This is a genomic window from Corynebacterium glaucum, assembly GCF_002287505.1.
Lineage (GTDB): Bacteria > Actinomycetota > Actinomycetes > Mycobacteriales > Mycobacteriaceae > Corynebacterium > Corynebacterium glaucum.
The window spans coordinates 1,587,069-1,600,498 of sequence record NZ_CP019688.1; the positions used below are offsets into that span (position 1 = coordinate 1,587,069).

The window sequence follows — 13,430 nt, forward strand, 5'->3', positions numbered from 1 at the left end:
TCCCAAACTGCTGGTACAAGGTTACGGTACAGGTTGGCGGCAAGCGGACGCAATACTTACCGCACCGCGTGCAGCACGGTGAACGTGGCGTTGCGGGCGACTTGCTCCACAGCGCTGAACCGGCGTTCCACCTCTCCCCGGTAACGCAGGTGCGAATTATGCACCATGAAAAGTTGGCCGCCCGGCGCAAGCAGCCGCGCTGCGGCATCGAGCAAGTGCTGCACCTGCGTGGCATCGACCGCGGCACGGTCGTGGAATGGTGGATTCAGCGCGATCGTGTCAAAGGACGCGGCTTCGAATCGCGCACCTGCGTCGTCCCACGTTGCATCAATGCCAATCGCCCGCGCAGACAGCACCGCGTCCGCGTCCGAGTCAGTCGCGGTGACGGACACCGCCCCTTCAAGCCCGCGCGAGACCGAACCGCTGCCGCATCCCAAGTCCAGGAACCGACCCAGCTCTGCCGGCAGTGCCCGCCGCAGCATTGCGCCACCGCGATCCTCTTTCGCCCCCGAGAACACACCGCCGAACGCGACGAACCCATCTGCCCGGCGCGGTTCGTATGCTACGTCCCGCGGCCCGGAGGCGACCAGGCAGCGGAACTTGCCGCGCCCACGCGACGCAGCAACGTCGGTGAACGACGCCGCCAACGTGTCATTCATCGAGCGAGACAGATGTTTGTTGTTTCCACCGAAAACGACCGTGGCGTCAGCAACGCCCGCGGAAGCAATCGATGCCGCAAGGTAGTTCACCCGCCCGAGGGATTTCGACATCTCCCCTACCGCCACCCACGGCCCCTCTACACCCGCGCCGGCAAGGAACTCGTCGAGCCGCGTGTCGCCGGCGACTTTAACCCCATCCGCCGCCGCTTGGCAGCGGGTGTAATCCGAATCCAGCAGCAGCACCTGCGCGCCGGTCTCAAGCGCGGCGCGCTCGAGGTCCCCGGTCGGGTCATCGCAGACCAGCACTGTCCTAGCCTGAGAAAGCGCATCGGCCGCGGTGTCCAGAATGAGGCTATCCAGCGTGCGCAAGCCCAGCCACCTCCCCAATCACGTACACAGCTGGCGAGGTGATGCCTTCGCGTTCCATCACATCCGCCAACGTCGCTGCATCCGCGAAGTAGACCCGTTGAGCGGTGGTCTCGCCATCTTGAATCACTGCCGCGGGTGTCTCCGGGCGCAGTCCGCCGTCGATAAGCGCTTGCGTGATGGCCCGCACGTTGCGCACCCCCATGATCACCACGATGGTCCCGCCGAGCCGAGCCAGCGCGTCCCAGTCCACCAGCGAGCCCGGATGCTGCGGCGAAAGGTGGCCGGTAACCACGCTGAACCCGTGGGTCACACCGCGCTGCGTAACCGGGATGCCGGCAGACGCAGGAACGGAGACCGCGGAGGTCACGCCGGGCACCACGGAGCATTCCAACCCGGCGGCGGCGCACGCCTGGAGCTCCTCGAACCCGCGGCCGAACACGTACGGGTCGCCGCCCTTGAGCCGCACCACGTGCTTGCCTTCGCGCGCGTACGCCACCAGCAGCTCGTTGATCCGTTCTTGGGTCACCTGCCGCGCGTACGGCAGCTTCGCAACGTCGATGACTTCCTTGCCCGCCAAGTCCACAAACTCGGCCAGCTGGTCAGCCGGGCCGAGGTGGTCGGCGAGAATCACGTCCGCGGCCTGCAGCGCCCGAAGCCCGCGCACGGTGAGCAGATCCCACGCGCCTGGCCCACCGCCGACGAGGGTGATGTGTCCGTTCTCCATAGCGAACCAGTTTAGGGTGGAGCCATGACCCGACCTGAGCTCACCCACACGCTTGCCGACACCTTGCCGGACATGACCGTCGCCGTCGACGGCACCAACTTCCCCGAGGCGCGCCTCGTCTTGCTCAACGAGCCACTCGCGCGCGAACTCGGCATCGATCCCGAGTGGTTGCGTACCCCGGAAGGCATCCAGTGGCTCGCGGGCAGCGAAGGCGGGCACGCCACAGCGTATGCAGGCCACCAGTTCGGCCAGTTCGTCCCTTTGCTTGGCGACGGCCGCGCCCTCCTCCTCGGCGATCTTCCCGCAGCCCCTGGCGGGATTGATAGCAGCCGCTACGAGATCCAGCTCAAAGGCTCCGGGCTCACGCCATTCTCTCGGCGCGGCGACGGGATGGGGGCGATCGGCCCGATGCTCCGGGAGTACCTGGTCTCCGAGTTCATGGCCGCCATCGGCGTGCCCACCACCCGCTCACTCGCGGTGCTCGACACCGGCGAGACGGTGATCCGCCAGCAGGGCAAAGTCCCCGCCGGCATCGTTGTACGCGTTGCGCAGTCGCATCTGCGCGTCGGTTCGGTGCAGTATGCCGCGACCCGCAGCGCTGAGCTGGTGCAGGCGGTCGTGGAGGCGGCCGGCTACGACGACGGTGCGCGTCTGCTTGACGACGTGATTACGCGCCAACTCGATTTGGTGTGCCAGTGGATGCGCATCGGGTTTGTGCATGGTGTGATGAACACCGACAACACTGCCCTATCCGGGGAAACCATCGATTACGGCCCGTGCGCGTTCACGGAGCGCTTCGCTAGCGACGCAGTCTTTTCTTCCATTGACACTGCCGGGCGCTACCGGTTCGGCAACCAGCCGAACATCATCGCGTGGAACCTCGCGAGGCTCGCAGAGGCGCTAACCCCAGTGATGGACCACCAAGAGGCGCAAGACATCGTGCTCACCATCCCGGACCGCTTCGCGCAGCACTGGGATACGTGGATCGGCGAGCACCAAACTGGGCTTGAGCAGGCCGAGGACATCGCGACGTACAACCAGGAGCACGGAATCGTCGATAAGCCTGGGCCCCTGTTTCTTCCGCGCAACCGCATGCTTGAAACTGCCATCCAGGAAGCGGAGCAGCGCGGCAACCTCGAACCCTACCTGGAGCTTTTGGCCGCGGTGACGGACCCGTACAACCCTGAAGCAGGCCAGGAATGGATGAAAGCGCCCGAAGGCGCCTTCACATACACAACGTTCTGCGGCACTTAGTCGTGCGCGCCCACCGTCTCGTCGAGGTGGTGGTCCTCATCCAGCTGCAGCGTTTTCTGCGTCATCTGCCACTGCTCGTCGTACGCGCGCTTGTCGCGCTTGAGCGACTTGCCGTAGGTCGGGAACATGTCGTGGAGCTTGTCGCCCCAGTCGATCATGCGCTCGCCGAAGCAGCGCTCGAGCAGCTCCAGCATGGCGGCCGGGGTGATCGATGCGCCCGGGGACGCACCGAGGATGCCTGCGATAGTGCCGTTCTGGTCATTGACCAGGGCGGTGCCGAACTCGAGGGTGCCGAAGTTCGGCGCCGCGGCGGGCTTGATCACCTGCACGCGCTGGCCGGCGACAACCTCGTCCCAATCCTTCGGGTCGGCTTCCGGGTAGTACTCCCGCAGCACGTCCATCTTGCCGTCGAAGTCGCGGAAGACCTCCTGGACCAGGTAGGTCACCAGGTTCAGGTTGGTTGCGGCGACACCCAGGTAGGACGGGATGTTGTCCGGGCGGATGGACTTGAACAGGTCCAGGTAGGAGCCTTCTTTCATGAACTTCGGGGTCCAGCCACCGTACGGGCCGAACAGCAGCGACTGCTCGCCGTCCACCACGCGCAGATCCAGGTGCGGCACCGACATCGGCGGAGCACCGACCTTTGCCTTGCCGTAGACCTTGGCCTGGTGCTTCTCCACCAGCTCCGGGTTGGTGGAGCGCAGCCACATGCCGGAGATCGGGAAGCCGGCGTAGCCGCGGACTTCCGGAACACCAGCCTTGCGCAGCAGGTCGAGAGCGTAGCCGCCGGCGCCGACGAACACGAAGCGTGCGCGGGTGACCTTCTTGTCGCCGGTTCGCAGGTTCTTGACGCTGACCTTCCAGAAATTGCCTTCCCGCTTGAGGTTGGTCACCTCGTGGCCGTAGCGAATCTCGGTGCCGTTTTCCTTCGCGGCGTTGAAGAACTGCTTAGACAGCTCACCGTAGTTGATGTCGGTGCCGGCGTCGGTCCAGGAAATCGCGACTGGCTCGGCGTCGAAGTCGCGGCCCTCAGCCATCAACGGCAGCATGCGGGCGAACTTGTCGTGATCGTCGGTGAACTGCATGTTCGGGAACATGTGGTTCTTTGACAACGCGTCGTACCGGCGGCGCAGGTAAGCGATCTGGTCCTCGCCCTGGCCGAAGGACACGTGCGGCACCGGGTTAATAAAGCCGCGCGGATCCGGGAGCACACCCGCGTTCACTTGGTGAGACCAGAACTGGCGCGACAGCTGGAACTTCTCGTTGATCGCCATCGCCTTCGAAACGTCGATGCGGCCGTTCTTCTCCGGGGTGTAATTCAGCTCGCAGAGTGCTGAGTGTCCGGTACCTGCGTTGTTGAACGGGTACGACGACTCCTGAGCCGGTCCCTCGAGGCGCTCGTAGACCACCTGGCTCCAGCCCGGTTCGAGGGCATGAATCATTGCGCCCAAGGTGGCACTCATAATGCCGCCGCCGATGAGGAGGACATCTACCTCGTCATCGTATTTATCCCGCTTGTTAGCCATTTCTGGTCACCTTTTCGTATGTTTACCGTCCGTCGTGAGTGTGTTTTGCGCAACATTTTGCGTAAAACATTCATGCTTCAGCCACAATACGCTGCCCCGCCCGAGTGCTCCGCAAAGGTGGCTAGTATCGGGGTCATGAGTTCAAAAAACCTGGAGCCGACGTGGATGCCGGACATCTTGGGAGACGGCTATGAGCAGGCCGCGCTTGAGCTCGGTGAGGATCCGGACACCGGGAAAGATGTGCGCGCAGTCCTCGTACGCGCCACCGCAGGCAATGCAAATGCGAAGGCGGACAAACCCGCACTGTTATGGATCCATGGGCTCTCGGATTACTTCTTCCAAACCCACGTTGCGGAGTACTTCACTTCGCAGGGCTACCCGTTCTACGCGATTGATCTGCGTCGTTGCGGACGGGCCCGCACCCGCGGCCAGCGCTGGCACTACACCACAGAAATGGCGCACTACTTTCCGGAACTGACCTGGGCGCTCGAGATCGTCGCCAAGCAGCACGGTTCGGTGGTACCGTTCGCCCACTCCACCGGCGGCCTCATCGCGCCGCTCTGGGCAGATCACCTGCGCCGCGAAGACCCGGCCAATCACGCGAAGCTGAAGGGCATGATTCTCAACAGCCCGTGGCTGGATCTCCAGTTCAATCCGCTCGCAGTCCGTCTCGGACGTCCAGTGATCAAGCTTCTCGGTCGAGCCATTCCGCTTATGCCTCTGCCCAACGGCGGCCTTGGTGCCTACGGTGCTTCGATCCACGAGAGCCAGCACGGCGAGTGGAGGTTCAACACGGAGATGAAGCCGCTCGACGGGCACCGCAAATATATGGGGTGGATCCGCGCGGTCGTGAAGGCCCAGGAAGAGATCCACAGCGGCGAGGTCGATACCGGCGTCCCCACCTTGACCATGATGTCTTCGCACTCCTACCTCGGCGAGGACTACTCTCCCGCTGCAGACGCCGCAGACACAGTTCTCGACGTCGAGCAGATCCGCAAGTGGGCCCCCAAGGTGGCCGAAGTAACGGAAACCAAGACTATCGACGGCGCGCGCCACGACGTTTTCCTTTCGGAACCCTTCGCGCGCGAGGTCGCTTACAAAACCACGACTGAATGGCTGGAGCAACTGTGAGCGCAACGCATTACGACCTGATCATCATCGGCACCGGGTCCGGCAACAGCATCCTGGACGAGCGCTTCGACGACAAACGGGTCGCCATCGTGGAACACGGCAAGTTCGGCGGCACGTGCCTCAACGTCGGCTGCATCCCCACGAAGATGTACGTCCTTGCCGCAGACACCGCGTTCGAAGCCCGCGACTCGGCCCGACTCGGCATCGACCTCGAATTCAAAGGGGCCGACTGGCCCGCAATCGTCGACCGCGTATTCACTAACCGCATCGACCTCATCGCTGCCGGTGGCGAGGAATACCGCCGCGGCGACTCCTGCCCCAACGTCGACGTCTACGACATGCCCGCCCGTTTCATCGGCGAACGCACGCTCTCCACCGGCCAGGCCGGCGAAGCGGCCACCATCACCGCAGAACAAATCATCATCGCTGCGGGTGCGCGCCCGCGCATCCCCTCCTGGGCCGAGGGCGTGAGCTACCACACCAACGACGACATCATGCGTCTGCCGGAGCAACCGAAATCCCTCACTATCGTCGGCGGCGGCTTCATTGCCATGGAGTTCGCGCACGTCTTCGAGGCACTGGGCACCGACGTCACCATCGTCTCCCGTTCGCCCTTCCTGCGCACCCTCGACGCCACCATCGGCGAGCAGTTCAACGACATCGCCCAAAAGCGGTTCAACGTCAAGCGGGGCAGTGTCGTCTCCGCCCGCGAGGTTTCCGGGGGCATCGAGCTTGTGCTTGACGACGACTCCGTGGTCACCTCCCAACACCTTCTCATTGCCACGGGCCGCATCCCGAACGGCGATCTCCTCGACGCGCCCACCGGCGGAGTCGAGTTGGATCCAAGTGGCCGGGTGAAGGTCGACGAATACGGCCGCACCACCGCGGATGGTGTCTGGGCGCTCGGCGACGTGTCCTCGCCCTACCAGCTCAAGCACGTAGCCAACGCCGAAGCACGCGCTGTGGGTACCAACGTGATCAGCGCGTTCAATGGCGAGGCTCCGACCAGAACGATGCCGCACGAGCACGTCCCTTGGGCGGTGTTCACGCACCCGCAGATCGCCACCGTGGGCTTGACCGAAGACCAGGCGGTGGCAGCCGGCTACGACGTTACCGTGAAGGTGCAGAACTACGGCGATGTCGCTTACGGCTGGGCCCTGGAAGATTCCACCGGCGTAGTGAAATTGATCGCGGACCGGTCGAATGGGCGCTTGCTCGGCGCCCACTACATGGGCCCGCAAGCGTCGACCTTGATCCAGCAGGCGATCACGATCATGGCGTTCGATCTTGACCTCCGCGAGGTGCCGCGAAAGCAGTACTGGATCCACCCGGCACTCGCGGAAGTGACTGAAAATGCAATTCTTGGGCTGGATCTTACGTTTACTGAGGGGTAACTCTCAGGTTTCGCTGAACCTTTGAATGAATTCCTATCCCATTAGTGCAAACTTGAGAACTTACCGTTATAGTAATCGGCGACCCCTGGACGTCGGGGGGCTTCCCTTGTGTCCAGGATCCAAGTAAGTACTACACGTAAAGGACTTCGTTTCATGCGTAACCTCCGCAAGGCAGCCTTCGCAGGTGCCACCGCCGTTGCTGTTGCTTTCGGCTCCACCTCTGTCGCTCTGGCACAGGATGCTGCTGCATCCTCCAACAACACCACCAACGCCACCGTGCAGGGCGTCGAGCAGCCGACCAACGCTGAGGGCTCCCTGTCCTCCCGCATTGGCAACAGCCTTGAGTCTGACCAGACTGCATACGGCCCGGCCCTGTTCGGCTCCTCCAAGGGTGAGGCTGCAGGCGAGTCCGAGACCTTCGAGCAGCAGCCGGTTTGGGCCAAGATCCTCTACGGCCTGTCCATCTTCGCTTCTGTCGCAGCTGCGTTCGGCCTGATCGTCGCTCCGCTGTACAACTTCGTTGTCCACGGCCTCTAAATCGCGGATTTCCGCAACCACTTCCACACACCTTTAGAAAGAAGGAATCTGATGCGTAACTTCCGCACCGCAGCTGCCGCTTCCGCGACCGCACTCGCTCTGATCGTTTCCGGCACCACCGCCGCAGTCGCCGAGACCACCCCGGAGGCCGACGCTTCCGACCGCACCGTCCTGCACACCGGCGACCAGACCGACTCGATCTTCAAGGGCTTCGAGCAGGAGACCGACAAGCCGTCCAGCGAGATCATCTCCGATGCTTTCCAGGGCTCCTCCGAGGGCGTTGGCTCCTCCCGCGCACTGCCCAACACCGACACCGAGGAGCGCTTCGACGGCCGCGACGGCTTCGGCAAGGAGACCAACTCCGAGCGCATGCCGCAGTGGGCACGCATCTGGGTTGACGGCACCATCATCGCCGCTATCGGCGCTGTGATTGGCCTCGTTATCGCTGGCGTGAACTTCGCGAAGTTCAACGGCCTGCTCCCGGCCTAAGTGCTTTCGTAGCCCAGCGCTACCCAAGCAAGAAGAAAGCTCCTGTCCAATACGGACAGGAGCATTTTGCTGTCCCGGGTTGCTCTTGAAAAGCGTGGACCCCGTTACTTCGCAGCCCCCAACATATGCTGGCCCGCCGCCAGGTCTGCGTCAGGGATCGTCAGGATTTCGTTGCCGTCCTCAGTAATCACGATGGTGTGCTCGAACTGGGCAGTGTATTCGCCGTCTACATTCTGCACGGTCCAATCGTCGTCCCACACGGTGTGCTCCAGGCTGCCGAGGTTGATCATCGGTTCGATGGTCAGCGTCATACCCGGCTCCAGCACGTCGCGGTAAACATCCGAGTCGTAATGCAGCACGACGAGACCGTTGTGGAAGGTCGTGCCCACGCCGTGGCCTGTGTAATCGGTGACCACGTTGTATCCGAAGCGTTTCGCGTAGGACTCGATCACGCGGCCAATCACGTTGATTTCTCGACCAGGTTTCGCCGCCTTGATGCCGCGCATCATCGCCTCGTACGTGCGATCCACCAAGAGGCGGTGCTCCTCGGCAATTTCCCCAGCGAAGAATGTCGCATTCGTGTCGCCGTGCACTCCGTTCTTGTACGCGGTGACGTCGATGTTGGCGATGTCGCCTTCCCGGATCTCGGTGGTGTCCGGGATCCCGTGGCACACAATCTCATTCAGGGAGATGCAGCTCGATTTCGGGTAACCCCGGTAGCCCAGCGTCGACGGGTACGCACCGTGATCAAGCAGATACTCGTGGATGATGCCGTCGACGTGATCCGTCGTCACGCCCGGTTTGATCTCCGCACCTCCGACCGCGAGGGCATTCGCCGCGATCTTGCTCGCCTCACGCATCGCTTCGATAGTTTCGGGGGTTTGAACAAACGGCTCCCCGACGTTTTCCTGCACCTCGTTCTTCCACGCGTATTCGGGCCGTTCAATCGACTTCGGCACGGTGCGGATCGGTGTCGGTTTGCCTGGGGTCAGCAGTCCACGTTGGTTCATGGGTGCAATGCTAGTCCCCCGATTTCCACTCACTCCGCGGGTGGGGCAGGCTACGGGTTTCGGGCGGCATCCAAGTTGCGCAGCATCGCATCGGTCAACTGCACCGCAATCCCCGATCCGCCGCCGCGCACCACCAAGGTCGCAAACGCGATGTCATCATCCGCGCGGTAACCCGTGAACCAGGCGTGCGAGCCGCCGGTGAACTCCGCCTCACCGGTCTTGCCGCGAATGTCGCCCCCGGCGCTCATTCCGGCCGCGGTACCACCGGGCGCGGTCACAGACGCCATCAAGCGCTGCAGCTGCTCCACCGCTTCCCCGCTGAGCTGATCCACCTGCTCTGCAACCTCAGTGGTCTCACCGGCAATCAGGTACGGCACCGGCATCTGCCCATGCGCGGCAGTCGCGGACACCAAGGCCATACCGAAGGGACTCACCAGGTCGTAGCCCTGGCCGTAGCCCGCCTCCGTGCGCTCAAGCGGGGTCTCGCCCTCCGGGATGGAGCCGGTGATTGTTTCAAGGCCGGGGATGGTGAAATCCAGCCCGAGCCCGAACTGCTTGCCCACGTCCTGCAGCTCACCCGGCGCAAGGCGGGTCGACATATCAGCAAACGTCGTGTTGCAGGAGCGGGCGAACGCGGTTTCCAGCGGCACGCTACCTAGCCCGAAGCCCGCGTAGTTGGTCACCACACGGCCGTAAAGGTCCATCGTGCTCGGGCACGGCACGATGCTGTCCGGTGTGAGGTCTTGGCGCTCCAAGCCGGCGGCCGAGGTAATGATCTTGAACGTCGAGCCAGGCGGGTACTGCCCCATCGTCGCCAAGTTGCCGTCGCGGTCAGCCTCCGCAGTCTGCGCGATCGCGAGCACACCGCCAGTGGACGGGCGAATCGCTACGATCATTGCTTGCTGGCCGCCCACCGCCGTGAGCGCTTCCTCCGCGGCCCGCTGCACCTGGTGGTCAAGGCTGATCTCAATCGCAGGTGAGGGCTCCGGGTCGGATCGCTTCACCTGCTCGTATTCAGCACCATTTTCATTAACGACGGACACGCTCCACCCGGGCTCGCCCTCCAGGTCATCCCCAACGAGCTGGCCCACACGCGCCATGATGTCGGAAGCGAAGCTGGGATCGGCGTTCACCATGGCGGCTTCCTCGTTCAAGCGCACACCGGGAACCTCCCCGAGGGCGGACTCGAATTCGCCCTTTGCGGAGGCGGGGATTACTGCCACGGAGTAGGTGTCGCTCGCGTTTTCCAGAGTGGGTGTCAGGTCTCCAGCGTCGCGCAGTGGCACGGTGGCGTCACTCTCGTGCGCGGCCGCGAGGGCGGACGCGATGCGCTGCGCGGTGTCCGGGGCGGAGCGCATCGCCGACGGCTCTACCAGCACGCGGTAGGCCACGCCCGGACGCAGCAGCTCAACACCGTCGGAAGACACCACACTCGCCTGACGGGCTTGAATCGCTCGCAGTTCGAGGTGCTGGTGCGCACCGAGTTTCGGGTGCATCACCGACGGCTGCCAGCGCGCGGTCCACTCCTCGCCTTCCTGGGTGAGCGTCATGGTGGCGTCGTAGGCGAACTCGCGCTCGCGCGGCAGCGTCCACGTCATCGTGTAGGTGGCGGTGGCCAGCGTGTCGTTCTGAGAGAGGTTGGTGAGCTCTGTGCTCAACGCCTCTGCTTGCAGCCCGCTCCAGGTCGTCTCGATGGAGGATTGCGCAGCCAAGGGGTCGTCGACAAGCGATGGAAGCTCCCCGAACTCGCGCGACGCGATTGCTTCAAGGACTGCCTCAGCCACCGGCTCGGCGGAATTGGGGCGCGGGGTGCAGCCGACGAGCCCTGCCGCAAGGAGCATTGTGCTTGCGAGCAGGGCGAAGAGACGGCGCATGGGAAAAAGGTAACAGCACCGGCGGGCGAACCGGTGCTGTCTGAGAGGTGTCTATTCGCGTCTAGCGCGTAACCTTGACCTCTGCTTTCGCGCCAGAGATCTGCTCGAGGCCCTCCTCCTCGGCGATGCGGTTCGCGTGCGCGATCAGGGTCTCTACGATCTGGTCCTCCGGCACCGTCTCGACGACTTCGCCCTTGACAAAGATCTGGCCCTTGCCGTTGCCGGACGCGACACCGAGGTCCGCATCGCGAGCCTCGCCGGGACCGTTGACGACGCAGCCCATGACCGCGACTCGCAGCGGGAACTCCATACCATCCAGGCCCGCGGTGACCTCTTCGGCGAGCTTGTACACGTCCACCTGAGCGCGGCCGCACGACGGGCAGGAGACGATCTCGAGCTTGCGGGGACGCAGGTTGAGCGACTGCAGGATCTGATCGCCCACCTTGATCTCCTCGACCGGGTCAGCCGAGAGGGAGACGCGGATGGTGTCGCCGATACCTTCTGCGAGCAGCGCGCCGAAGGCCACCGAGGACTTGATCGTGCCCATGAACTTCGGGCCGGCCTCGGTGACGCCGAGGTGGAGTGGGTAGTCGGTGACCTCGGCGAGCTGGCGGTACGCCTCGACCATCAGCACCGGATCGGAGTGCTTTACTGAGATCGCGATGTCGCCGTAGCCGTGCTCCTCGAACAGGCCGGCCTCGTAGATCGCGGACTCAACCAGTGCCTCCGGGGTGGCCTTACCGTACTTTTGCAGCAGGCGCGGGTCCAAGGAACCGCCGTTGACGCCGATGCGGATCGGAATGTTCGCATCCCCTGCCGCCTTCGCGACTTCCTTGACGCGGCCGTCGAACTCCTTGATGTTGCCGGGGTTCACACGCACCGCGGCGCAGCCGGCGTCGATCGCCGCGAAGATGTACTTCGGCTGAAAGTGGATGTCCGCGATCACCGGAATCGGGCTCTTCGCGGCAATCGCCGGGAGGGCCTCCGCGTCGACCGTCTTCGGGCACGCGACGCGCACAATGTCGCAGCCGGCGGTAGCCAGCTGGGCAATCTGCTGCAGCGTGGCGTTGATGTCGTGCGTCTTGGTGGTGGTCATGGACTGCACGGTGATCGGGTAATCCGAACCAACCCCCACGTCGCCGACCATGAGCTGGCGGGTCTTGCGCCGAGGCGCCAGCGTCGGCGGCGGGCCTTCAGGAATGCCTAATCCGATGGGGAGATTCATGGGGCCTACCTTAGCACCGGAAGCGTGCCTTACCCGAAGAGCCGGACCGGGTTGATCACGTCCGCGACCATCACAAACACGCCGACGCCAAGGAGCAGAATCGCCATGGTGTACGTCAGCGGCATGAGCTTGCGGTAGTCCACGGGCGCGCCCGGCGGCAGGCCTCGCAGACGGCGGACGAATTCGCGGATCTTCTCGTAGAGGATCACCGCGATGTGCCCGCCGTCGAGCGGTGGCAGCGGTACCAGGTTGAACAGCGCAAGGAAGAAGTTCATGCTGGCCAGCATCATGAAGAACACCGGCCAAGCCTGCCGCTCCACCAGCTCGCCACCAGCCCGCGAGGCGCCGATCACGCTCACCGGGCCTTCGATGTCGCGCTCCGCACCAAAGATGGATGCGACCACGCCCGGAATCTTCGACGGGAAGGAGATGATGCCCTGCACTGTTGCTCCGAGCATCTCGCCGGTGAACTTCGCTGTTGCGGGCACCGCCTCAAGCGGGCCGAACTGCTTCACCGGATCCTTGACTGGCGCCGCAGCTACGCCGATCGCGCCCGCTTCGATCACCTCGCCGGTCTGCAGGTTGATTCGGGTTACGGGATCGACCTCGACGTTGGCGGTGCTCACTGCGCCGTCGCGCTCGTAAGCGATCTCGACTGTTTCCCCGGGATGGGCAAAGACGTAATCGCGTACCTCGTAGAACTGCTCGACTTCTCGGCCGTCAACGGCAAGGATCACGTCCCCTGCGCGCAGTCCGGCACGCTCCGCGGGTCCAGGGCCTGAGCAGTCGGCGAGCGTCTCTCGGTCGATCTGGTCCGAGGTGCAGGTCAGCTCCCCCACCCGCGGCGAGTAGTCGGCGTCAGGGTTCGGGATGCCCGAGAGCACCGCGACAAGGTAGAGCGTGACCACGCCGATGAGCAGGTTCATCACAATGCCGCCGATCATCACGGCAATGCGCTGCCACGCGGGCTTATGCATCATCGCGTGCGGCGCCTCTTCCGGCGTCACCGGATCCATCGCCGTCATGCCGGCGATCTCGCAATAGCCGCCGAACGGAAGCGCCGCGATGCCGTATTCAGTGTGGCCCTTGGTGGTGGACCACACCTTCGGGCCGAACCCGATGAAATACCGCCGCACCCGCATGCCGAACGCACGCGCGGTGAACATGTGCCCCGCCTCGTGCAGCGCGACGGAGGCCGCGATGCCGAGCGCAAAAAGAATGATGCCGAGCGCTCCCAC

At 63.9% G+C, this 13,430-nt stretch carries 12 protein-coding genes; 5 read left to right on the top strand and 7 right to left on the bottom strand.

Features of this window, described 5'->3' with window-relative positions; translation table 11 throughout:
• Window positions 1–56 precede the first annotated feature (56 nt).
• Both CGLAU_RS07735 and cobA read right to left on the bottom strand, forming a co-directional pair.
• The gene (locus tag CGLAU_RS07735) at window positions 57–1,028 is read right to left on the bottom strand and encodes a class I SAM-dependent methyltransferase (RefSeq protein WP_095660190.1); all 972 of its coding nucleotides are present in this window, start codon (window positions 1,026–1,028) and stop codon (window positions 57–59) included.
• Complete coding sequence (cobA, locus tag CGLAU_RS07740) at window positions 1,012–1,752, bottom strand: uroporphyrinogen-III C-methyltransferase (protein WP_095660191.1); 741 nt, start codon at window positions 1,750–1,752, stop codon at window positions 1,012–1,014. Before cobA ends, CGLAU_RS07735 begins: the two co-directional genes overlap by 17 nt.
• Window positions 1,753–1,776: 24 nt before the next feature.
• On the opposite strand from cobA, the gene CGLAU_RS07745 reads away from it, so the two are divergent.
• A complete protein-coding gene (locus CGLAU_RS07745; RefSeq protein ID WP_095660192.1) occupies window positions 1,777–3,006 on the top strand; it encodes a protein adenylyltransferase SelO family protein in 1,230 nt (409 codons plus the stop codon).
• Here CGLAU_RS07745 and mqo read toward each other — a convergent pair.
• Entirely contained in the window at window positions 3,003–4,532 is a 1,530-nt protein-coding gene (gene mqo, locus CGLAU_RS07750) for a malate dehydrogenase (quinone) (RefSeq protein ID WP_095660193.1), read from the bottom strand. The two genes, CGLAU_RS07745 and mqo, sit on opposite strands and share 4 nt — an antisense overlap.
• Window positions 4,533–4,667: 135 nt before the next feature.
• Between mqo and CGLAU_RS07755 the strand changes: the two genes are divergently transcribed.
• The 4 genes from CGLAU_RS07755 to CGLAU_RS07770 all read left to right on the top strand — a co-directional run bounded on the left by CGLAU_RS07755 (window position 4,668) and on the right by CGLAU_RS07770 (window position 8,083).
• Window positions 4,668–5,663, top strand: a complete 996-nt coding sequence (locus CGLAU_RS07755; RefSeq protein ID WP_095660194.1) for an alpha/beta hydrolase — start codon at window positions 4,668–4,670, stop codon at window positions 5,661–5,663.
• Complete coding sequence (mtr, locus tag CGLAU_RS07760; RefSeq protein ID WP_095660195.1) at window positions 5,645–7,057, top strand: mycothione reductase; 1,413 nt, start codon at window positions 5,645–5,647, stop codon at window positions 7,055–7,057. The genes CGLAU_RS07755 and mtr overlap by 19 nt, the downstream gene beginning before the upstream one ends.
• 153 nt (window positions 7,058–7,210) lie before the next feature.
• A complete protein-coding gene (locus CGLAU_RS07765; protein ID WP_095660196.1) occupies window positions 7,211–7,594 on the top strand; it encodes a hypothetical protein in 384 nt (127 codons plus the stop codon).
• Between the two features lie 51 nt (window positions 7,595–7,645).
• Window positions 7,646–8,083, top strand: coding sequence for a hypothetical protein (locus CGLAU_RS07770; RefSeq protein WP_095660197.1), 438 nt, complete (start codon window positions 7,646–7,648; stop codon window positions 8,081–8,083).
• Between the two features lie 104 nt (window positions 8,084–8,187).
• Here the strand turns inward: CGLAU_RS07770 and map are convergent, their stop codons facing one another.
• The 4 genes from map to CGLAU_RS07790 all read right to left on the bottom strand — a co-directional run bounded on the left by map (window position 8,188) and on the right by CGLAU_RS07790 (window position 13,430).
• On the bottom strand, window positions 8,188–9,093 hold the full coding sequence (map, locus tag CGLAU_RS07775; RefSeq protein WP_095660198.1) for a type I methionyl aminopeptidase: 906 nt from the start codon (window positions 9,091–9,093) through the stop codon (window positions 8,188–8,190).
• A 50-nt stretch (window positions 9,094–9,143) separates the two neighbouring features.
• Entirely contained in the window at window positions 9,144–10,967 is a 1,824-nt protein-coding gene (locus CGLAU_RS07780; protein WP_095660199.1) for a penicillin-binding transpeptidase domain-containing protein, read from the bottom strand.
• 61 nt (window positions 10,968–11,028) lie between these two features.
• Window positions 11,029–12,192, bottom strand: coding sequence for a flavodoxin-dependent (E)-4-hydroxy-3-methylbut-2-enyl-diphosphate synthase (gene ispG / locus CGLAU_RS07785; protein WP_095660200.1), 1,164 nt, complete (start codon window positions 12,190–12,192; stop codon window positions 11,029–11,031).
• A gap of 29 nt (window positions 12,193–12,221) precedes the next feature.
• On the bottom strand, window positions 12,222–13,430 hold the full coding sequence (locus CGLAU_RS07790) for a M50 family metallopeptidase (RefSeq protein ID WP_095660201.1): 1,209 nt from the start codon (window positions 13,428–13,430) through the stop codon (window positions 12,222–12,224).

Bases quoted from the DNA above. Each gene is read 5' to 3' on its own strand.
- CGLAU_RS07780 (WP_095660199.1), bottom strand. From the start codon at position 10,967: ATGCGCCGTCTCTTCGCCCTGCTCGCAAGCACAATGCTCCTTGCGGCA.
- map (WP_095660198.1), bottom strand. From the start codon at position 9,093: ATGAACCAACGTGGACTGCTGACCCCAGGCAAACCGACACCGATCCGC.
- CGLAU_RS07755 (WP_095660194.1), top strand. From the start codon at position 4,668: ATGAGTTCAAAAAACCTGGAGCCGACGTGGATGCCGGACATCTTGGGA.
- CGLAU_RS07765 (WP_095660196.1), top strand. From the start codon at position 7,211: ATGCGTAACCTCCGCAAGGCAGCCTTCGCAGGTGCCACCGCCGTTGCT.
- cobA (WP_095660191.1), bottom strand. From the start codon at position 1,752: ATGGAGAACGGACACATCACCCTCGTCGGCGGTGGGCCAGGCGCGTGG.
- mqo (WP_095660193.1), bottom strand. From the start codon at position 4,532: ATGGCTAACAAGCGGGATAAATACGATGACGAGGTAGATGTCCTCCTC.
- mtr (WP_095660195.1), top strand. From the start codon at position 5,645: ATGGCTGGAGCAACTGTGAGCGCAACGCATTACGACCTGATCATCATC.
- ispG (WP_095660200.1), bottom strand. From the start codon at position 12,192: ATGAATCTCCCCATCGGATTAGGCATTCCTGAAGGCCCGCCGCCGACG.
- CGLAU_RS07745 (WP_095660192.1), top strand. From the start codon at position 1,777: ATGACCCGACCTGAGCTCACCCACACGCTTGCCGACACCTTGCCGGAC.
- CGLAU_RS07770 (WP_095660197.1), top strand. From the start codon at position 7,646: ATGCGTAACTTCCGCACCGCAGCTGCCGCTTCCGCGACCGCACTCGCT.